We start from the raw sequence: 20,597 nt of genomic DNA, 5'->3' as shown, positions 1-20,597 counted from the left end.
TAAATTGCTTTTAACTATACTGAGACATGAAAATAGCAAAAACATACGCACTTTACAGCACAATCATCCTCTCTTGCACACTGATCTTAATGACAAGTGTCTGGTTTAGTAAAAAAACGCAAGAGCAAAGGCAGATCGCACACGAGCAAAGTAGTGTGTTTGAACGCTACAAAGCCGTCTTAAATCTGGAAAAGACTCCTCTGAGGCAAATGAGCCTTAACTACTCACGCTGGGATGAAATGGCAACGTTTGTGAACACCCAAGATTTAAGCTGGAGCAAGGATAATTTAGAGCCTCTACTTCCCACATTTGGGCTGCATTATATTTTTATCTTTGATGCTTCCAAAAAGCAGGTTTATCGCCATAAAAGTAACGACGTTCAAACCATAAATTTCGATTTATCCTCTTTTGATGCCTCAAAGTCCTCTTTTAAAGAATTTTACCACTACGAAGATGGTACGTTTGTCCAATTTTTTTTAGCACCCATTCATACCTCGGCTGATTTGAAACGCACGGGTGATCCAAAAGGATTTTTGGTTTTAGGACGACTTTTTGATGATGCTTTTCTTAAAAGTATGGGATACGTGAGCCTTGGAACAGCGTCACTTTTTTCTGCGAGTGATCATCCTACCTTAGAAGAGCACTTTGAGATTCCACTTTGCTCCTTGCAGGATGACGTGATCGGTTATCTTGATTTTTACTACACCTCTTCGATGCTTCTTTTTATGGCTGAAATGCAAAACTTTCTACTTTTTGCAGGATTTATCATTGTTTTAGGAGGCATTGTACTGTTTCATACCCTTACCTATAAGATTATCTTCACACCAATTCGATACATCTCCATGGCACTTAAAAGCCACAATCTCAATTACATCGCAGCACTTTCACGTCAAGAACATGAACTGGGTGAAATTGCGCATCTGATTTGTGAGCATGAAAAACAATCACACCTCTTAGAACACTACAAAGAGGCGATTGATGAAAATACGATTGTCTCCAAAACCGATGCTAAAGGCATTATTACCTATGCCAATACTCAATTTATGGCTATCTCAGGTTACACCGAAATGGAACTTTTAGGCAAACCTCATAACATTGTCCGCCATCCAGACAACCCTCAAAACTTCTTTAAAGAGATGTGGGAAACCCTAAAAGAGGGAAATACCTGGAAAGGTGTTGTGAAAAACCGTCGCAAAGACGGCAGTGCTTACTATGTCAAATCGGTGATTATGCCACTGTTTGATGAGCAAGGAGCGATTCATGAGTACATTGCGATTCGTTACGATGTCAGTGAGCTGTTTGAACAAGTGGAACACCTGCGCAAAGAGAAGCTCACGGAATTGCCCAGTCGTAAGTTTCTCTTTGAAGCCATTGAACGCAGCCAAGCACCGCACTTAGCCATTCTCAATATTTGTGGGTTTCGTGACATCAATACCCTGCATGGACAAGCTTTTGGAGACCTCTATCTGCGCCATTTAACCCTTAAAATCAAACAGCTTATGCCAAAAACATGGCAATTCTTTCATCTCCAAAGTGATGAATTTGCCCTCTTTTGCGACACACCACTTCTTGACCAAGCCTTTAACAATGAGTGCCAACACATTCTTGCCATTCTCTCGCATGAAGGGCTTTTCATACAACAATCGTTTTACCCACTCACCCTTCGTTTTGGCATTGCCAACGGGGTTGGGTATCTTTACAACCGTGCGGAAATAGCCATGAAAGAGGCACGCGAATCTCGCAAAAATTTCGTGGTTTACGATGACAATAAAGGCTTTGAAGAGCGTTTGCAAAAAGACATTCAGTGGAATGAAACCATCATGAGTGCGCTTAAAGAGAACCGTTTTACCATATTTTTGCAGGAAATTGTTCCTTTACATGTAAAGAAGAACGCGCGCAAAAAGTATGAGGTACTGATTCGCCTCATTAATACCGATGGACGCATTATCTCCCCTTTTCATTTTATTGACCTCTCAAAACGCATGCACCTGTACGACCAACTCACACGTTTTGTCATTCAAGAGGGGTTGCGAGCCGCTTTGGAGCTGCATTGTGATATTTCGATCAATATCACCAAAGAAGATATTATGAACCAAGAAACAACGGCGTTTTTGATGGATATGTTACACCAATACCCCACACTTCAAGGGCACATCACCTTAGAACTCGTCGAATCAGAGGGCATTGAAGACTCCACAGAAGTGCAAACATTTTTGCAGCAGATACGCACATACGGCTGTTTGCTTGCGATTGATGATTTTGGTGCAGGGTATTCTAACTTTGAATACTTACTGCGCCTCAATGTGGATTTCATCAAAATCGATGGTTCACTGATTAAAAACCTTGATACCGATGCCAATGCGTATGCGACGGTAAAAACAATTACCCATTTTGCTAAAAACTTGGGTATTTTAGTCGTAGCTGAATTTGTTCATAAAAAAGAGATCTTAGAAAAAGTCAAAGAGCTTGACATTGACTTTGCACAAGGCTTCTACTTGCATGAACCTTCCCCAAAAACAAAACTAAAGAGTCATTATGTTAGCCATTGAAGCATTTTTGAACGTCGTTGAACGTGATGAGTTTGTCGAAGGACACGAAGTATTGGAAGTGGAGTGGCATCGTTTGAAAAAACTTCCAGAGCACGCCGATGAAGCCAAAATCCTTAAAGGACTGATCAATGCCTCTACCGCTTTGGCATTGGCGTGCAAAGGGAAAAAAGAGGGCGCTTTACGCGTGTGGCAAACGTATGAAAAATACGCTCCGCTAATTGCCTCCACACCTTCATCCTTAACCCCACGCTACGAAGAGGCTCAAGCGCTTTTATTACGCAAATATTCGCTTTACATGTAAACGTTTAAGAGGTGTGTTTAAAATACCAACTCATCGTATCTTCGCCCACTCTTTGAGAAAAAACCTTTTGTAATCCTGTGGGTAAAACGATCGTCTTCCCCTCTTTTTCATGCGGTGATTCAAAGATCAAATACCACTTGATTTCATTTGAAAGAGCATCCAAAAGCCCTTGCCCTCCTTCAACCATCACCATTGCATAGTCATTGACGTGATTAAGATCAGAAGCAACGGTTACGCAGCGATCAGGAGTGTCAAACAGAGGAATGGTACAATCAAAATCGTTGTGATGAGAGTAAATAAGCACATCGGGTGCTTTACCCTCACACAGCCTCGCATCTAAAATGGGACGATCGGTTCGAACCGTATTGCCTCCGATAACTAAAAGATCACAGCGATCCCGTAAACGGTGCACCATAATGCGCGAATCAAGCGAAGTAATAATCCCGCCCGTAGCCACGCCATTCGCACTCAGTGCGAGTTTAAAAAAGAGAAACGGCTCTTTTTTTTCTTTACATGTAAAAGGAGATAAAAGCAGATCGCACGCCTTTTTCAGACATCCAAAATGCACCTCCATCCCTTTGCTTTGAAGATACGCCCCACCGCCTTGTGCCATACTTTCATCATACGAGCCAATAACAATCCGTTTAAAATGAAGCGCTTCAATCAAGGAGGAGCATGGAGGGGTTTTGCCAAAATGGTGACACGGCTCTAGGGTTACATGTAAAGAGAGATTGTGGAAAAGATGGGTGTGATGTTTTTTTAAAAATGTATGGAGTTCGCTCGCATCTTCGATGTCGCTGATGCGCCTATCTTCTGTGAGTGTTTCGTAAGCTGCTTTAATCGCGAGTACTTCAGCATGAGCCGATCCCGCTTTTTGGTGTGCCGCTAACCCCAAAATATCGCCTTGGTCATTGCTCACAACTGCGCCCACGGCAGGGTTTGGAAACGTCAGCACCTGATACGCCCAAGCAGCATCAAGTGCTTTTTGCATTAAAAGAGTGTCAAACGCGCTTACCATTCAAAATAAGTTCGGATACTTTCGATCTCATTCAGTGAAATCTGTTTGAGTTCATTTTCAACGCGAACACAGGCAACATTGTCAGCGAAGCTCTCAAGAAGCCCGATGAATTTCTCTTTACTGTTCAGCTTGACTTTAACTTTTTCACCAATGGAAGCTGTAAAATGCTCAGGTTTAGTGAGTTTGCGCTCAATGCCAGGAGAACTGACTTCAAAAAGATACTCACCCTCAAGTGGTGGCTCTAAATCAAAAATAGGGGATAAAATACGGCTAATCTCCGCACATTTATCAAGGCTAATGCCCTCTTTTGACGTAATGTAAAGACGAAAAATTCTTTTATCAAATTCATTGGCTACTTCGGTATCATAGAAAGAGACACCGCAGCTCTCTACAATTTTTACAATTTTTTCTTGATCAAGCATCGTTATTCTTACCTTTTTTGAGCTCTTCATCTACCTTGGCAAACAGAGCATCCATCTTATTTTGGCGCTCTAAGCTATCATCGAAATAAAACGTGAAACGGGGGCAGCGAAACCAACCTTCTGCTTGCATACAGTGGGTTTGAATGTGACGCTGAACGCGATCCAATCGTGAAAGAATGTAATTTTTCTCTTTTTCATCATACACAGAACCATCTAAATAGACGTTCGCATCGTATTTTCCACGGCTACACTCAACATCGATCACGCAAACCCCGCGTAACATCTCATCTTCTAACGTTGAAAGCGCCTCAGGAATAAGTTCTCTTAAAACGCTTTGGGTTCTCTGGATTTTAATACTTTTGTCTATCATAGTTTCGCTTTTTCTTCAACCTCTTTAAAGCTCTCGATATAATCGCCGACTTTAATATCTGTGTATCCTGTGATACCTACACCACACTCATACCCTTTGCCCACCTCTTTAACGTCCTCTTTGAAACGTTTAAGGGATGAAACACTGCCTTCATAAATGATAACGCCATCACGAATAACCCTGATTTTAACACCACGATTAATGGTTCCATCCGTTACGATACAACCTGCAATGTGTCCCAATTTTGGCACAGGGAAGACTTCTCTAACCATTGCTTGACCGATATTCTCTTCACGAATAACCGGTGCCATGAGGCCTGTCACAATGTTGGTGACATCATCAATCAAATCATAGATAATATTGTAGGTTTTAATTTCAACACCAGCACTTTTTGCTTTCTCTTTAACCACACCTGTAGGTCGTACATGGAAACCTAGAATGATACAGTCTGAGCTCGCACTCGCAATCGCGACATCACTCTCTGTAATGCCACCAATACCTGCACTAACGATATTAACTTTGGTTTCAGAATTTCTGATTTTTTCTAAACTGCCCTTGATGGCTTCAAGACTTCCTTGAACATCCGCTTTGATAATAACAGGCAATGTTTTTAAAGCACCCTCTGCAATCATCGCACTTAGATCATCCAAACTTACTTTAGTCGTTTTGGAGAGCTCTTTTTGACGGAGGTATTCTGCTTTTTTCTTCGCATATTCACGTGCAATTTTATCCGTCTTAACGCTAATCAATGTATCACCAGCGCCTGGAACTTCGCTAAGCCCTAGCACAACGACTGGCTCACCAGGAAGTGCTTCTTTGACGGAACGTCCAAGATCATCGAGCAATGCTTTGACTTTACCAAAGGCAACGCCAGCAACCACAATGTCGCCCACACGCATCGTACCATCTTCAACAACAACGGTTGCGACAGGACCACGCCCTTTTTCGAGGGAGCTTTCAATAACGGTTGCTTTCACTTCACGACTAGGATCTGCTTTGAGCTCTAAAACGTCTGCTTGCAATAAAATAGTCTCAAGTAAGTCTTCGATACCCATACCTGTTTTGGCAGATACTGGCACAAATTCATGCTCTCCACCCCAATCAACAGGGGTAATACCAAGCTCTGCAAGTTGCGCTTTGACAAGATCAGGATTGGCGGCTTCTTTATCCATTTTGTTGACGGCAATAATAATAGGAACATTGGCCGCTTTTGCATGTTCAATCGCCTCTTTAGTTTGAGGTTTAACACCATCATCGGCAGCGACAACAACGATAACGATGTCGGTCACTTTCGCACCACGTGAACGCATTTCCGTAAATGCTTCATGGCCTGGGGTATCGATAAAGGTAATGTTTCGACCATTTTTCTCTACCATATAAGCACCCACGTGTTGGGTAATGCCACCTGCTTCACCGGCAGCGACTTTGGCACTTCTAATGTAATCTAAGAGAGATGTTTTACCATGATCGACGTGACCCATAATCGTGATAACAGGAGCACGCTCGACAAGAATTTGATCACTAGCTTCGCCTTCATCATCGTACGCTTTAACATAGTCAAACGCTTCTTGATCATTAACCGTTGTCACATTGATGCCAAAGGTCTCTGCTAAAATTTCAATCGAATCTTTATCTAAAAAGTCATTTTTAGTAAACATAACACCTAACGAGAAAAGCTCTTTAATGACTTCACTCACCGGTTTATTGATCTTTTCAGCAAACTCATACACCCTAATTTCTTCAGGAATTTCAATCGCACTAATCGCTTCGGATTCTTGCACTTGCGCTGGACGGCGTCTACGCTTTCGCCCAACTCTTTGAATACCTTGCATCACAAAATTGGTTTTTTTAGTGGTTCTAATTTGGCTTGGATCGATCTGTTTTTTCTTTTTGGCTTCTTCATTCACCAAGAGGCCCACATTAAGATCGGGAAGGACAATCATATCCTCTTCTTCCGTATCAATACGGTTATCTCCCATCTCAATATTTAAAGCAATATCCAATTTTTCTGTTGTAGATTTTTTCTCAGCAGGTATTTTTTTAAGCTTCTTTTTCTTTTTCTGAAGTTCGCTTGCACTGTTAGACGTAGCAAACATAGACTCCATACTCCTTGAAGGGGTACTCTCGCGTGAACCATAAAATGATGATGGGCTTTGTCTTACTTCAACTTCGACCTCTTTAACTTCAGGTCGCTTCTTTTTGACAATAACCAAACCTCTGCGCTTTTGTACATTGGTTGGATCTACTTTGTCTACGGTCTCTACTTTATCTGCGACGACATCTGATACTGCGTTTTCAACCACCTCTTTTTGAGGGATAGTTTGAGCGGTATGCCCCGTTTCAAGCTCTTTTTCTTTTAATGTCTTCGTTTTAGGAGCAGCAACTTCAGGTACTTTTGGTTTTTCAACGACAGGTGCTGGAGTCTCTACGACTTCAACGTGTTTAATCTCTGGAGCTTTAGGTTGAGGGGACGGCTTGCTTGCTTGTGCTGTCTCTCCGCTTAAGACGTAATTCATGAGTTTTTCGGCATCTTCTGTACTAATTGAACTTGAATGCCCTTTGACATCAAGACCAAGATCTACCGCTTTGTCAACGATTTCTTTGTTCTTCATGCCCAGTTCTTTTGCTATTTCGGTTATACGAACTTTATCCATTCGACCCTATCTCCTTAAAAATTTTACCAAATTCCATCATTGCTTTGTGATTTGTTTTGCATTTATTGTTGAGTATTTTTACAACTTTCTTTTCATTGTGTGTCATACATGCCTTGCAGATATAAAAGCTTCTTCCAACTTTGGAAAAGAGCATGAGCTCTCCATCTACAATCTGCAATCTTTGTAAACTGTGTTGTAAAGATCTTTCTCTACAAACAATGCACATTCGTATGGGTTGACTCATTTTTGCGCCTGATTATATCAAATTTTAGCTGTCTTTCAGCTTTTTACGATTTCAAAACCGTTATTATCTAATTCAAAGATTTCTACTCTAAACATTCCAAATGCGTTTTTAAGCGCTGTAGCAACCTTTAGAGCATTTTCCGCCTTAACGAGATTAAAAAACGATGAGCCACTTCCTGAGAGGGTACTCATCAATGCACCACTTCTTAAAGCAATCTCACGTACTTCAAAAAGTTCTTTCATCTGCTTCATGCGACGATGTTCATGCATACAGTCTTTGGATGCCACTCTTAAAAATTCCCAATTTTCGCTAAAAAGTGCTGCCGTTAGCAAGGATGCGCGCGAAAGATTATACACCACATTTTTCATCGGATACGATTTAGGAAGCAGTGTCCTAGAATGTGCGGTGGACATAGGGCGATCAGGGATCACCATCACCACTTTAAGCTTCTCTCCAAGCACTTTTTTCAGCGTTCTTACTCTTCCACTTTCAACCACTGAGCTAGTAAAGCCTCCAAAAACGGCTGGGGCAATGTTGTCAGGATGCGTTTCATATAAGATAGCTTTGTTTAAAATAGTCTCACGACTCGCTTTCACACCCGCCATCTCATAAGCACTTGCGATGGCACCAACAATGACGGCTGAACTGCTTCCAAGCCCTCTTGAAAAAGGAATAGCATTAAAAAACTCAAACCTAAAAGGATCTTTTTTACCCGCTAATTCTTGATAAATATCGTAAAAAATAGAGACAAAAATATTGTTTTTTTTAAGTTTTGCATTCTCTTCCCCCTCTCCTTTAACAGAGATACTTTGGTAACTTGAAGGTTTAATGCAAACTTCATTGTAAAGTGCGATGGCAAGACCTAAACAATCAAATCCGGGTCCTAAATTGGCACTGGTCGCGGGTATCTTTATCTTCACACATCGCTCCTAAACTGCTGGTAACATATAAAGTGGTTCAATTTCGTTCGTGAAAAGGGTTTCATCTAAAACTTTCGGTAATGTAAAATGTTGCTCCACAGGGCTTTCCAAACGCACCGTGGTAATCGCTTTTGCTTCTTTTATAAAATAAAGATTGCGCATCGCACGAATCGCTCTTCCTTCATTAAAAGCAAATCCATCGCAGGCTAAAAGAGGAATGTTCAGTGTAATGCTGAGCGTTTTTAAAAAAATGTAGGTAATTTTAATTGCCATAAAACTTCCTGGACCTCTCGCAAAAAAGAGACGCACAAGATGATACTCTTTTAAAATAGCCTCAAAAAGCAAGGGCAAAACTTCGCTCGTTTGCTCCGCTGTCTCATACGTTTTAATGAGTTGGTTATTTTCATAAATGCCTACATGTAAAGGCGAAGTAAGCGTTATAACAACAATATCAACAGCCGTTTTTATGCGTACACCTTCTCAAATTCTTGGGCTCTCTCAACACTTAGCGTACGAATTTCATAATTGCTTGGATCTCTTAAAATCGCTTTGGTCAGCTCATGATTTAAGTTGTGACTTCCTGCAAAGGAGGTGTAGTCACCTAAAAAAGGAGCTCCTAGGAGTGATAAATCGCCAATCGCATCTAAAATCTTGTGCCTGACAAATTCATTGGTAAAACGTAACCCTTCAGGATTGAGAATCTTCGTCTCATCCAAAACAACCGCGTTATCCAACGAGCCACCAAGCCCAAGGCCGCGAGCACGTAGCATTTGTACATCTTTCATAAAGCCAAATGTACGTGCTCGCGCTATCTCTTCAATAAAATTTTTCTTGCTAAATTCAAAGTGATACTCTTGTTTCCCAATGGAAGGATGCGCAAATTCAATCATAAAGTTATAGGTAGGTTTAAGACTCGGCGTCACGCGTGCAAATTTCTTGCCATCGGCGACTTCGACCTCTTTTTTGAGGATCAAAACCTGTTTGGTTGCATCCAATTTTCGCTTTCCCGCTTCATCGAGCATCATACAAAAACTGGCACTGCTGCCATCCATCACGGGCACTTCAGCACCATCAAGAACCACTCTAATGTTATCAATACCATACGCATATACCGCAGAGAGAAGATGTTCAATCGTTGAGATATAGCCGCTTGTATTGCCAATGACCGTTGCCATTTGCGTATTCACAACATTTTGGGGCAAAGCTTGAACCAAGAGTCCAATATCACTTCGGTAAAAAAGAATACCGCTATTGGCTTCAAGAGGCTCAAGGCGTATTTGAATAGGCTCACCTTTATGAAGCCCAATTCCAACACCGCTGACAGCTTTGGCTAATGTGGTCTGTTTCACACAACTTCCTTTATCTCAAGAACGTTATCGCGCATAACGATTTTTTGAAGCACATTAAGTTTGAGCATCTCCCGATCCACGATCTCGCCATTAAAAATGAGGTGACCTCTAGGGCTCATGCCACTCAGCACGATATACTCGCCATCGCACTGTACTAATCCGTCAATAATACCATAAATACTCATACTCTCTTCACAAAAGACTTTTGCACCGCTGTTAACGCGACCGAAAATAACAATCGGTAAACTCTCAACAATCTCTTCGCCTGAACGAATCGGACGATCATAAAGCTTGAGTTTTGGCATCTGTTTTAGTGGTTGCACTTCTAAAACTTTCTCTTTTTTAGGTGCTTCTTCAAGAGCTGGTGCCTCTTTTTTAATACCACCAAAACGAATGTTACACTGATTGATCTCTTTATAACACACGCCACTTTGCTCTAAAACAAAGACAATATTCTTCGTAATTTCACCTTCTATAAGCAAAAAGAATTCCCTTAAAAGAAGGCTATTTTTTCTAAAATAGTCTAAAAAAGAGGCTTCATCATCAATCTCAATATGAAACACTCTGACGTTTTTTTGCGTTACTTTCATCGATCCATAATCTTCTTTGCTGATTCTATTACATTAAAAATGCTCTCTTTAAGCCACACCTCATCCATCCACTCTTCGGGTCTGACATCCACACCTTGAACATACATACCAAAGTGAAGATGATCTCCTAACGCTAAGCCTGTTAAGCCTGTTTTGGCAATGGACTCTCCTGCTTTGACCACATCGCCCTCCTTGACCATATAGCTAGAACAGTGTCCATACAGTGAATAAACACCTAAACCATGGGAGATAATGATGTTATTGCCGTAAATGCCGTTTTCACGCGCAAAGACAACGACCCCATCGTTTGAAGTTTGCATGGGCGCTTGTGCATTACTGGCAAGATCCAGCCCTAGATGGTATGACTCACTGGTAGGTTGCTTCTCATACTCATAATAGCGGTGATCACCAAAACTGGCAACCACTTTACCATTGCGAAGCGGGTAAAAAGGTTTTAAATAAAATCCGCTAATAGGCTCTATTGGAACGGCAGAGGTTACTTTTAAAATATTAGCTTCATTGCCTTTGCGCATATCTTCATTAACAAATTTAAATTTCTCTAGTTTGGTAAGGGATGAGCGTTCAGGTGCCATCTCCGCAATCAAATCGGCAATTTTACCATCCAAAAAGCGATCTTCCAATGCAATCGTAGATGTTTTGTACTTTTTATCTTGTAAGAAATACGGCACATGGGATTTGGTTAAATTTCCTGCGCGGTCTATGGCAATCACAGAAGCACTAAAACTTTCGATACTTGTAGGCCATGCCACTAGCGTGATGTAATAACCCTCTTTGTAAAACGGTGTCGGATAAAATTTCTTACCAAAATTCGTCTCAACGTAGAGTGATTTCATCGCTTCATCTTGCGCTTTAAAAATCACCGCCGCAACACCACCCTTCATAATCTTATACGAACTTCCAATGATATTGACATCAGGTCTTTTGGTATCGACTTTAATCACCGATTTGGCACTGACACTATTGCCAGAGAAGAAATTCCATTTGCTACCATCGACTGCTTCGATATTTAACTCAAATACTTTTTTATTCGCACCAAAGCCCATTTTTGGGAAAGAGAGGTTTAAATCAACCATTTTTTCAGCTGATTTGAACTCTTTGGTATCTAAAATAATGCTTTTTTCACCATCAAAAAGCGAAGCACGTACAAAACGAAGTCCGCTTGCATCGGCTATCTGAACTTTAATCGGATCTTTTAAATTCCACTCTATCTCTTTGGGAAGAACGATCTGTGGGACTTCTCTTTCAAACAAATTGGAGTTAAATACAAACGCAACACCGCCCACGAGGAGTAAAAAAATAAATCCTAACACAAACGCGGCTATAGATGATTTTCTCTGTTTTTTCATTCTTTGTCTATCCTTTTTATTTTTTCCACAATTTCATCTCGAAGCATTTTGGGATCACAGAGGGGCACTTCAAACCCTGCAGCAGTCTTATGACCACCTCCTTGATACGCCAACGCAACGTTTGAAACATTGATATCTTTACTGCGTAATGAGACTTTATAGCCTCCCTCTTTCTCTTCCAATATCATAATAGCAATGGTGACATTCGCAATGCTTCTGAGCATATTGACGATATTTTTGGTATCTTCTCTTTTGGCGCCTGTTGCTTCTAGGGCTGCTTTATCAAAAATAATGGTCGCGATACACCCATTTTCATAAAGGTCAAAATGGTTGAGCATATACCCATAGAGTCTTATCTTTGAAAGTGATTCCCTGCGCTTTACTTTAGAAGCGATCTCTTTTGGATTGGCACCATCTTTCACCAGTTGTGCCACAATGCTAAACGTAAATTCATCCATATCGCCATACTGAAAAAACCCTGTATCATCTGCAATTGCCGTGTAAAGACAGGTTGCACACGCTTGGCTCATTTCAATGGCATTGGCTTTTAAAAGCTCGTAAACCACCATACCCGCACTGCTGAAGTGATCTACGACAAGGTTGATGTCTCCAAAATAGTGATTGGTAAGGTGATGGTCAATGTTGATAATCTCATAATCACCAAGAGGGATTTTGAGCCTATCACGGGTTGAGCAATCACAACTGACCACAAGATCAAAATGCTTTGGTACACTATTTTTTATTTTTGAGAAACCTGGCAAAAAATCATACACACGTGGCAATTCACTGTTTTTGTTGTAGTGCGTTACTTTTTTTCCTGCACGAATCAGTGCATCATACAACGCGAGCGCACTCCCTAGCGTATCGCCATCGGGATGTACATGAGAGACAATAACAATATGATTGGCGTCTTGCATACGCTTCCACGCTTGGTGATACATTTTAACTCCACATTCGTAAAACAGTGATTATACTTAATTTTTGCTGAAAAGTTATTGATGCCCTAGCGCATTTTTTTAGAGCTTTTGTAGACAAACGCCAATACTTCAGCAACGGCCTTGTAAAGATTTTCAGGAATGATCTCACCAATATTGCACTTTTTATAAAGCTCTCTTGCCAATGGAGGATTTTCAACAATCTGAATATTATAATTCATCGCAATCTCTTTAATGCGAAGGGCTATGTAATCTGTCCCTTTGGCAATCACTTTAGGCGCTGCCTCTTTTTCTTGGTTGTAACGAATGGCTACGGCATAATGCGTTGGATTGGTGATAACGACATCGGCTTGAGGAATCTCTTGCATCATGCGTTTGCGCGTCATCTGCATCTGAATCTGCCTGATTTTGGCTTTGATCTTCGGATCACCTTCCATCTGTTTGTATTCATCTTTCAACTCTTGCTTGCTCATCCGCAAACTTTTAAAGTAGTTATAGCGAACAAACATCAAATCCGCTAAGGCGATAACCAAAAAGAGCAATAAAATGACGGCAATTAAAATAAGCATTTTCTCTTTTAGCCACGCCAATTGATCATAAAGTGGAAAATAGATAACGGTAGGAAGCTCTTTCGTAAACGAGAGTAAAAAATAGTAGCATACCCATAAAATCACACTCACTTTGATAATAATTTTAATCGACTCTACTGCTTTTTTCATCGAAAAAAGATTTTTTAGCCCTTTCATCGGATCCAGTTTTGAAAGATCCGGGATCAGTGGTTTGGTGGTAAAAATAAAACCTGTTTGCATCACATTGGCTAAAATTCCAGAAATAGCTACGGCTAAGGAGAGAGGAATGACCATAAAAAGAACTTCTCGAAAAGAGATCATTGAAATTTGAAAGGTTACCTCTTTGGTGATTTCGGTGCCAATGAGGGATTGATAATAGAAATAAAGATAGACGATGCGTGATTCTATCCACGGTAAGAGCGCTAAAAAAGCAACCAGTGCCACGACTAACGTAACAAAAGCGTTGGTATCTTGGCTTTTGGGAACATTGCCATCTTTTCTGGCATCATCTATCTTCTTGGAACTGGGCTCTTCCGTCTTTTCTTGATCATCTGCCACAGTGCACTATTCCTACTTAGATTACGGTTTTATGGGTGATTTTCATTGAAAAATCAAGCCAAACAGCATGATGAATCAAACTCCCACTGCTAATCGCATCCACGCCTGTTTGAGCGTACGCTACGATATTTTCTTTGGTGATGTTGCCGCTGGCTTCTAAAAGTACATGAGGGAAATCGCTGTTTTTATACGCAACAACGGCTTCGATCGCTTCATACGACATATTGTCACACATTACAATATCGGCGCCACATTGCATCGCAAACTTCGCAAACTCCGCGTCTTCACACTCAATTTCAATCTTACATGTAAAGGGAAGTTTCTCTCTGGCTTCTTCAATAAAAACATTCAGATCGTCGATGGTTTTCAGATGGGTATCTTTAATCATCAAGCAATCATCCAAGCCCATTCGGTGGTTATTACCGCCACCACAACGAATGGCATATTTTTCAAACACGCGCAAATGCGGTCTGGTTTTCCTAGTATCCAGCAGTTTGACACGGTAACCTTCCAGTACTTTTTTATACGCCGCAACATTGCTTGCAATGCCACTGGCGTGTTGCATAAGATTTAAAATTGTTCGTTCACACCGCAAAATATCTTTAGATTTGCCTTCGATTAAGGCTACCAAATCACCTTTTTGAAGTGTATCGCCATCGTCAAAGTAGAAGGTAACATCCAGTTTATTCATCTTGCACAGCGCTTTAACGTAAGGCTTTCCTGCAAAAATCCCCTCATCTTTACAGATGATATTGGCACTCGCGAAACTGTCTTTGCCGACCAATGAAAAAAGATCTCCTCTGCCGACATCCTCTTCAAGTGCTTTTTTGACAAATGTTTTGATCATAGCTCAAACATCCGATTCAGCGCTACATGCGCCCATTTTCGGGTCTCTTCAGAAATCATGATTTCATTCTCAAATCGACCTTCTTTGATGCTGAGAAGCACGTTGTACACATCTTGAAGTGTGGTTTCATTCATCGTAGGACACTCTGGTTTTGAAGAGGAGAGCACATAGGTATTCTCTTTACGCAAACGCTTAATCATGTTGTACTCCGTACCAATCGCAACTTTTTGATCCAGTGGAAGTTTTTTCACGTACTCAATAATCTGACTCGTAGAACCTACAAAATCGGAGAGATCACACACGTCAGGCTTGCACTCGGGATGCGTGACGATGAGGATGCCAGGATACTTAGCACGGTAAAACGCGATGTCATCGACATCGAAGAGTTGATGCACCGAGCAAAAACCGTTATAGCATAAAATATCCGCTTCTTTAGGATCACTTCCGTCCCCAACGATGCATGATTTTAGCCCCATCTCTTTGGCGATGTTTTGTCCCAAACAGCGATCGGGAACAAAGAGAATTTTCTTGTTGCTCTCCAGTGCTTTGGTGATAATTTTTTTAGCGTTGGAGCTCGTGCAGACATACCCACCCATCATACCAATGCGCGCTTTCACGTCTGCCGAGGAGTTGATGTACGTCACGGGTAAAATGTCTTCTTTGGCAATGCCTGCTTTTTCTAAAAGGGCAACGTTTTGATCAAAATAATCCACATCAATCATCCGAGCCATCGCGCAACAGGCGATTTTAGGCATTAAAACGCGTTTTTCGGGCGCTAAAATTTTGACACTTTGCCCCATAAATCCCACACCACAAAAGAGCAAATAAGGATTTTTATCTTTGGCTGCCCATTGAGCAAGTTGAAGCGAATCTCCTGCAAAATCAGCCAGTTCAAACACTTCATCTTTCTGATAAAAATGGGCCACAATGCTTACATGTAACTCGTCTTTGAGTTTTAAAATTTCTGCTTTGAGTTTTGAATTATCCACCCTAAATTCCTTGCGTTCTATTGAAAAAACTTATTATAGCGTTAAAGAAATAATAACAAAATTATTGCTATACTGTGGCAATTTCAATGAAGGATTGTGTGTGGATTTTCTCTATAATATTAACGTTCAATTTTATATTTTAAGCTATCTTGTGGGCGGTATTCCGTTTGGTTTACTCTTAGCAAAACTTTTTACAGGTCAAGATATTCGAGAAGCAGGAAGTGGAAGTATTGGGGCGACCAATGTGCTTCGAGTTCTCAAAGAGACCAATCCCGTATTGGCAAAAAAACTCGCCATTGTTACGGTTGTTTTAGATGCACTGAAAGGCATTGTTCTTTTATTAGTTGGTAAATTTTTGGGATTAAGCATCGAAACGCTGTGGGCGATCGCTATTTTTGCCGTCATTGGGCATTGCTACAGTCCTTACCTGAAATTTGAAGGCGGTAAAGGCGTGGCAACAGGAGCGGGTGTGCTATTTGTGATGCTTCCTTTTGAAACTTTGATCGCTTTTGTAACATGGTTTGTCGCGGGAAAAGTGCTTAAAATCTCTTCGTTATCATCCCTTTTGGCACTGTGTGCTTTGATTCTCTCTTCGTTTATCCTGCATCCTGATCTTGAAGGGATTAAAACCCATGCGCCGATTTTTATCATCGCATTTTTGATTGTGTATAAACACATTCCCAATATCATTCGACTCTTTCAAGGCAAAGAATCTAAAGTTGTCTAATGCAGATTCATATTGACAATTTAACGTTTGAGACAATTGTAGGCATTCTTGAAAAAGAGCGCCTCACCCCTCAAAAGGTTACGTTACATGTAAAGATTGCGTATGATTATCAGGGGGATAATTTCATTGATTATGCCAAAGTTTCTGCTTTTTTAGAATCTGAAATGAACGCGATGTGCTACTTTTTACTCGAAGATGCGTTAAAGGATTTAAGTCAAAAACTTAAAGTTTTCTATCCACAAATCTCAAAACTTAAACTCAAAATTTTAAAACCCGATATTTTGCCAAATGCGATAGTTGGGGTTTCGCACACGATTTACTACGCCCAAAATTAAAATTTAATTAAAAAAACTTTAAATCTAGCTAAAATTATGCTATAATCCCGTTTAAATTTTAGCAACTAAGGAATTTATAATGCGAATTTTAATCGTTGAAGATGAAGTAACCCTCAATAAGACTATTGCAGAAGGCTTACAAGAATTTGGGTACCAAACCGACAGCTCTGAAAACTATAAAGATGCAGAATACTACATTGGTATTCGTAATTATGACCTCGTTTTAACAGACTGGATGCTCCCTGATGGCGATGGCGTTGATCTTATCAACCTCATTAAACAAAAATCTCCACGCACGGCTGCAGTGATTATCTCTGCAAAAGATGACAAAGAGAGCGAAATCAAAGCCCTTAAAGCGGGTGCTGATGATTACATTCGTAAACCATTTGATTTTGATATTTTAGTCGCTCGTATCGAAGCTCGTCTTCGTTTTGGCGGTACCAATGTTATCAAAATTGATGACCTTACGATCGATCCTGATGAAGAAAAAATTACCTACAAAGGTCAAGAGATTGAACTTAAAGGTAAACCGTTTGAAGTATTAACACACCTTGCTCGCCATAGCGACCAAATCGTCTCCAAAGAGCAACTCCTTGACGCGATCTGGGAAGAGCCAGAGCTTGTTACACCCAACGTTATTGAAGTTGCTATTAACCAAATTCGTCAAAAAATGGATAAACCATTGGAAATCTCAACCATTGAGACCGTTAGACGAAGAGGTTATAGATTTTGCTTTCCCAAAAAAGTATAAGAGAAAGTTTTATATTACAATTGGTGTCCGCTTCGGCGACACTGATTGTAATCTTTTCCGTTATCCTCTACAACTACATTAAAATCTCCATTTTTGAAGATATTACCCAAGAACTCACCAAACAAGCCCAAATTATTGCTACCTCACGCACCAGCTCTATTGAGCGCATGGGCATTAATATTTTTGATCCATCCTTAAGTTCAATCAATAACCCCAACGATGTGAAAGTCACCATTGCCATTCGTGTCAATCAAGGCAATACCCCTTCGTTTGAGCACAGTGAAAAAGATGAGCAAAAATTTCTGACCATCTACTACCCTTTGGAAAAACGCGAACATTACTTCATCTCTATCACCAAAGATATTTCCAATACCGATATTTTGCTGAATAAAATTCTTAAAAATATTTTGAGCATTAACCTGACCGCGATCTTCTTGATCCTTTTTTATGCGCTTTTTCTTTCTCGGATGCTAGTCCTTCCCATTCGCTCTTTGACCAACAAACTTGCCAATATGAATGAAAACTTTTTACAGATGATTGAGACACAAAAGCTCCCCAGTGAGTTTCAACCTTTGGGATCAAGTATCAATAAACTGGTTGAGCGCATTCAAATCTTTGTTAACTCTCAAAAAGAGCTCTTCATCGGTGCCGCACATGAACTCAAAACACCTTTAGCAGTTATGAAAACAAAAAATGAAGTAACACTTTTAAAACCAAGAGAGAATGAAAAATATATCGATACGATCAAAAGCAATAACCAAACGATTAACGATATGAACAAGATGATCAGCAATATCTTAGAGATTGGTAGGCAAGAAGGGGCGCAATTTGAAAAACCTGTAGAGATTGATTTGATTGCTTTTTTAAAAGAGCAAGTGAATAATTACACCATTTTAGCCAAGATGGAAGATAAAAATCTTATTGAAGAGATCGCACCTTTGAGCTATAAAATGATGCTTCAACCCACTCTTTTGATTCATATCTTACAGAATTTTGTTCAAAATGCAATCAAATTCACGCCAAAGCACGGAAATATCACGATTCAAGCACTCCTTTCAAAAGAGGGTTTTGTGGTACATGTGATTGATGAAGGGATTGGTATTGATGAGAGTAAAGATCTTTTTGCACCGTTTAAACGCTATGGAAATCAAACAGGTGCAGGGCTTGGACTGTTCCTTGCAAAGAATGCCGCCGATGCTATTGGGGCAAAAATCACATTAAAAAACAGGGAAGATAGGCAAGGAACGGTTGCTACACTCTTACTTCCTCTTCGCAAACGTTCTCTTTAAATTTCGTTAAAGTATTTTTAGTGTATAAACTCGTCAATAAATTTGACTTAAATAAGGAAAACAAGCATGTCTTTAATGATCACGGAAGAGTGTATCGCGTGTGACGCGTGTCGCGATGAATGCCCCAATGGAGCAATTGAGGAGTCTGATCCTATTTATATCATTGATCCTGATGTGTGTACAGAGTGTGTTGGTCACTATGATGAGCCCGCTTGTATCTCTGTGTGCCCTGTTGAGTGCATCGTTGCAGACCCCGATAATATCGAAAGCGTTGAAGAGCTAAAGCTAAAATACGAACAGCTTAATAGCGACCTTTAATGTCTAAACGCACAGCCATTATTGATATAGGATCCAACTCTGCAAGAATGGCAATCTTTGAAAAAAGCAGCCGTTTTGCGTTCCATTTGATTAATGAGACCAAGAGTCGTGTACGCATTGGAGAAGGTGCTTACAACTTTGATGGCGTACTGCAAGAACCTGCACTGAATCGCGCTTTTACGGCACTTGAAGAGTTTGGGCACATCATTAAAGGGTTTAAGTGCAACAAAGTGCTTTGCATTGCCACATCTGCACTTCGTGATGCCCCCAATGCCAATGCTTTTATTAACAGAGTCCATCATGAGCTTAATATCAACATTAAAATTATTGAAGGAACGAAAGAGGCATATTATGGCGCTGTTGGAGCGCTTAACTACCTTAAAGAGATCCACGATGCTGTGACGATTGACATTGGTGGAGGCTCAACGGAGCTTGCTAAGATTGAAAATGGTCTGATTGTTGAAACGATCTCACTTAATATTGGCACTGTCCGACTCAAAGAGCTCTTTTTTGATAAAAAAATACCTTTGGAAAAAATTCGTGCTTTTATCAATGAAGCCATTGAAAAGATTCCAGAGCGTTTTACATGTAACGATATGATTGGTATTGGGGGAACATTAAGATCGCTTTCTAAGATCATTATGGAACGCACCAATTATCCGCTTAAAACGGTGCATGGCTTTGAGTATGAGATCGCTTCGCACACCTCTTTGGTCAATGCTATCGTCAGTTCCGATGTTTTGGGACTCAAGAATCTGGGTGTGCGTAAAGATCGCTTTGATACGATGCGCGAAGGGTGCATAATCTTTCAGTCTATCTTGCAAAAGCTCTCCAGCAAAACAATGATCACCAGTGGTGCGGGGATCAGAGAAGGGGCTTATTTATGCGATCTTTTACGCTCCCACCATCATAAATTTAGCGCTGATTTTAAACTCAGCCTTCGCAGTTTTAAAGATCGTTTTTCACTGATGGAAGAAGACAATCTTTATATTAAAAGGGTTTCGCACCTTCTTTTTGAAACACTATCACCACTTCATGGCATGACCGAGCATTTTAAATACGAACTGGGTGTCGCCGCAGAACTTCATAACATAGGCACAAAGCTAGGGTTTTATCAAAATCATCTGCACAGTTTCTACTTTATTTTAAATAACCTCAACTACGGCTTTTCGCATGAACAAAAAATTCTCATTGCGATGTTGATTAAATACCACGTCAACAAACTTCCAACACAAGAGGATATGACGCTTTATAAAACCCTTTTGCCCGATATGCAAACCGTGCAATGGCTCAGCTTCATTCTCTCGTTAGCCAAAGCCATTAACAGCGATATGCGTCGCAGCAAAATTTCCTTTAGCTACCAAAATCATACTCTCACTATTCAAGCAGAGAAAAGACTTTTTTTAGCACGTGAACAGATTAAGCAACTGATTAAACCAGCCTCTTTTGCGATTATTATTAAGTAATTTAGGAAGTTGAAGCGAAGAAGACCAAG

General features: G+C 40.4%; 21 protein-coding genes. 8 read left to right on the top strand and 13 right to left on the bottom strand.

Annotated elements, in window-relative coordinates; translation table 11 throughout:
• The first annotated feature begins 26 nt into the window (after positions 1-26).
• Both SMUL_RS16450 and SMUL_RS01655 read left to right on the top strand, forming a co-directional pair.
• Positions 27-2,549: an EAL domain-containing protein gene (locus SMUL_RS16450; protein WP_025343527.1), complete on the top strand. Its 2,523-nt coding sequence runs from the start codon at positions 27-29 to the stop codon at positions 2,547-2,549.
• Positions 2,536-2,850 (top strand): DUF309 domain-containing protein, encoded by a 315-nt coding sequence (locus tag SMUL_RS01655; RefSeq protein WP_025343526.1) that lies wholly within the window; start codon positions 2,536-2,538, stop codon positions 2,848-2,850. The genes SMUL_RS16450 and SMUL_RS01655 overlap by 14 nt, the downstream gene beginning before the upstream one ends.
• Positions 2,851-2,854: 4 nt before the next feature.
• Here the strand turns inward: SMUL_RS01655 and ribD are convergent, their stop codons facing one another.
• The 13 genes from ribD to nadA all read right to left on the bottom strand — a co-directional run bounded on the left by ribD (position 2,855) and on the right by nadA (position 15,682).
• Positions 2,855-3,868: a bifunctional diaminohydroxyphosphoribosylaminopyrimidine deaminase/5-amino-6-(5-phosphoribosylamino)uracil reductase RibD gene (gene ribD, locus SMUL_RS01650; protein WP_025343525.1), complete on the bottom strand. Its 1,014-nt coding sequence runs from the start codon at positions 3,866-3,868 to the stop codon at positions 2,855-2,857.
• Positions 3,862-4,290, bottom strand: coding sequence for a ribosome maturation factor (locus tag SMUL_RS01645; protein ID WP_025343524.1), 429 nt, complete (start codon positions 4,288-4,290; stop codon positions 3,862-3,864). The genes ribD and SMUL_RS01645 overlap by 7 nt, the downstream gene beginning before the upstream one ends.
• Entirely contained in the window at positions 4,283-4,660 is a 378-nt protein-coding gene (rbfA, locus tag SMUL_RS01640) for a 30S ribosome-binding factor RbfA (RefSeq protein WP_025343523.1), read from the bottom strand. Before rbfA ends, SMUL_RS01645 begins: the two co-directional genes overlap by 8 nt.
• Positions 4,657-7,314, bottom strand: a complete 2,658-nt coding sequence (infB, locus tag SMUL_RS01635) for a translation initiation factor IF-2 (RefSeq protein WP_025343522.1) — start codon at positions 7,312-7,314, stop codon at positions 4,657-4,659. The genes rbfA and infB overlap by 4 nt, the downstream gene beginning before the upstream one ends.
• Positions 7,315-7,593: 279 nt before the next feature.
• Positions 7,594-8,478, bottom strand: coding sequence for a homoserine kinase (thrB, locus tag SMUL_RS01625; protein ID WP_025343520.1), 885 nt, complete (start codon positions 8,476-8,478; stop codon positions 7,594-7,596).
• 9 nt (positions 8,479-8,487) lie between these two features.
• Entirely contained in the window at positions 8,488-8,751 is a 264-nt protein-coding gene (locus SMUL_RS17330) for a hypothetical protein (RefSeq protein WP_223809746.1), read from the bottom strand.
• Between the two features lie 191 nt (positions 8,752-8,942).
• Positions 8,943-9,827 (bottom strand): UDP-3-O-acyl-N-acetylglucosamine deacetylase, encoded by an 885-nt coding sequence (gene lpxC / locus SMUL_RS01615; RefSeq protein WP_025343518.1) that lies wholly within the window; start codon positions 9,825-9,827, stop codon positions 8,943-8,945.
• On the bottom strand, positions 9,824-10,417 hold the full coding sequence (gene minC, locus SMUL_RS01610; protein WP_025343517.1) for a septum site-determining protein MinC: 594 nt from the start codon (positions 10,415-10,417) through the stop codon (positions 9,824-9,826). Before minC ends, lpxC begins: the two co-directional genes overlap by 4 nt.
• Positions 10,414-11,784, bottom strand: a complete 1,371-nt coding sequence (pgp6, locus tag SMUL_RS01605; RefSeq protein WP_025343516.1) for a peptidoglycan metallopeptidase Pgp6 — start codon at positions 11,782-11,784, stop codon at positions 10,414-10,416. Before pgp6 ends, minC begins: the two co-directional genes overlap by 4 nt.
• Positions 11,781-12,725, bottom strand: a complete 945-nt coding sequence (locus tag SMUL_RS01600; protein WP_025343515.1) for a DHH family phosphoesterase — start codon at positions 12,723-12,725, stop codon at positions 11,781-11,783. The genes pgp6 and SMUL_RS01600 overlap by 4 nt, the downstream gene beginning before the upstream one ends.
• Positions 12,726-12,787: 62 nt before the next feature.
• Positions 12,788-13,846 (bottom strand): flagellar biosynthesis protein FlhB, encoded by a 1,059-nt coding sequence (flhB, locus tag SMUL_RS01595; protein WP_025343514.1) that lies wholly within the window; start codon positions 13,844-13,846, stop codon positions 12,788-12,790.
• 16 nt (positions 13,847-13,862) lie between these two features.
• Positions 13,863-14,693 carry a carboxylating nicotinate-nucleotide diphosphorylase gene (nadC, locus tag SMUL_RS01590; RefSeq protein WP_025343513.1) on the bottom strand — a complete coding sequence of 277 codons (831 nt, stop codon included), beginning with the start codon at positions 14,691-14,693 and terminating at the stop codon, positions 13,863-13,865.
• Entirely contained in the window at positions 14,690-15,682 is a 993-nt protein-coding gene (nadA, locus tag SMUL_RS01585) for a quinolinate synthase NadA (RefSeq protein ID WP_025343512.1), read from the bottom strand. Before nadA ends, nadC begins: the two co-directional genes overlap by 4 nt.
• A gap of 100 nt (positions 15,683-15,782) precedes the next feature.
• Here nadA and plsY point away from each other — a divergent pair, with 100 nt between their 5' ends.
• The 6 genes from plsY to SMUL_RS01555 all read left to right on the top strand — a co-directional run bounded on the left by plsY (position 15,783) and on the right by SMUL_RS01555 (position 20,568).
• Entirely contained in the window at positions 15,783-16,409 is a 627-nt protein-coding gene (gene plsY / locus SMUL_RS01580; RefSeq protein WP_025343511.1) for a glycerol-3-phosphate 1-O-acyltransferase PlsY, read from the top strand.
• On the top strand, positions 16,409-16,744 hold the full coding sequence (locus SMUL_RS01575; RefSeq protein ID WP_025343510.1) for a dihydroneopterin aldolase: 336 nt from the start codon (positions 16,409-16,411) through the stop codon (positions 16,742-16,744). Before plsY ends, SMUL_RS01575 begins: the two co-directional genes overlap by 1 nt.
• Before the next feature lie 79 nt (positions 16,745-16,823).
• Entirely contained in the window at positions 16,824-17,495 is a 672-nt protein-coding gene (hsrA, locus tag SMUL_RS01570) for a homeostatic response regulator transcription factor HsrA (protein ID WP_012856039.1), read from the top strand.
• A complete protein-coding gene (locus SMUL_RS01565; protein ID WP_025343509.1) occupies positions 17,474-18,784 on the top strand; it encodes a sensor histidine kinase in 1,311 nt (436 codons plus the stop codon). The genes hsrA and SMUL_RS01565 overlap by 22 nt, the downstream gene beginning before the upstream one ends.
• 66 nt (positions 18,785-18,850) lie before the next feature.
• On the top strand, positions 18,851-19,102 hold the full coding sequence (locus SMUL_RS01560; protein ID WP_025343508.1) for a YfhL family 4Fe-4S dicluster ferredoxin: 252 nt from the start codon (positions 18,851-18,853) through the stop codon (positions 19,100-19,102).
• Positions 19,102-20,568, top strand: a complete 1,467-nt coding sequence (locus tag SMUL_RS01555; protein WP_025343507.1) for a Ppx/GppA phosphatase family protein — start codon at positions 19,102-19,104, stop codon at positions 20,566-20,568. Before SMUL_RS01560 ends, SMUL_RS01555 begins: the two co-directional genes overlap by 1 nt.
• The last annotated feature ends 29 nt before the right edge of the window (positions 20,569-20,597 follow it).

This window comes from Sulfurospirillum multivorans DSM 12446, from assembly GCF_000568815.1.
GTDB classification, from domain to species: domain Bacteria; phylum Campylobacterota; class Campylobacteria; order Campylobacterales; family Sulfurospirillaceae; genus Sulfurospirillum; species Sulfurospirillum multivorans.
This window is presented reverse-complemented; position numbering and strand designations above follow the sequence as displayed.

Coding starts and splice junctions, on each gene's coding strand:
- SMUL_RS16450 (WP_025343527.1), top strand. CDS start 27: ATGAAAATAGCAAAAACATACGCACTTTACAGCACAATCATCCTCTCT.
- SMUL_RS01655 (WP_025343526.1), top strand. CDS start 2,536: ATGTTAGCCATTGAAGCATTTTTGAACGTCGTTGAACGTGATGAGTTT.
- infB (WP_025343522.1), bottom strand. CDS start 7,314: ATGGATAAAGTTCGTATAACCGAAATAGCAAAAGAACTGGGCATGAAG.
- ribD (WP_025343525.1), bottom strand. CDS start 3,868: ATGGTAAGCGCGTTTGACACTCTTTTAATGCAAAAAGCACTTGATGCT.
- SMUL_RS01575 (WP_025343510.1), top strand. CDS start 16,409: ATGCAGATTCATATTGACAATTTAACGTTTGAGACAATTGTAGGCATT.
- SMUL_RS01645 (WP_025343524.1), bottom strand. CDS start 4,290: ATGCTTGATCAAGAAAAAATTGTAAAAATTGTAGAGAGCTGCGGTGTC.
- SMUL_RS17330 (WP_223809746.1), bottom strand. CDS start 8,751: ATGGCAATTAAAATTACCTACATTTTTTTAAAAACGCTCAGCATTACA.
- minC (WP_025343517.1), bottom strand. CDS start 10,417: ATGAAAGTAACGCAAAAAAACGTCAGAGTGTTTCATATTGAGATTGAT.
- nadC (WP_025343513.1), bottom strand. CDS start 14,693: ATGATCAAAACATTTGTCAAAAAAGCACTTGAAGAGGATGTCGGCAGA.
- pgp6 (WP_025343516.1), bottom strand. CDS start 11,784: ATGAAAAAACAGAGAAAATCATCTATAGCCGCGTTTGTGTTAGGATTT.
- rbfA (WP_025343523.1), bottom strand. CDS start 4,660: ATGATAGACAAAAGTATTAAAATCCAGAGAACCCAAAGCGTTTTAAGA.
- SMUL_RS01555 (WP_025343507.1), top strand. CDS start 19,102: ATGTCTAAACGCACAGCCATTATTGATATAGGATCCAACTCTGCAAGA.
- SMUL_RS01560 (WP_025343508.1), top strand. CDS start 18,851: ATGTCTTTAATGATCACGGAAGAGTGTATCGCGTGTGACGCGTGTCGC.
- SMUL_RS01600 (WP_025343515.1), bottom strand. CDS start 12,725: ATGTATCACCAAGCGTGGAAGCGTATGCAAGACGCCAATCATATTGTT.
- hsrA (WP_012856039.1), top strand. CDS start 16,824: ATGCGAATTTTAATCGTTGAAGATGAAGTAACCCTCAATAAGACTATT.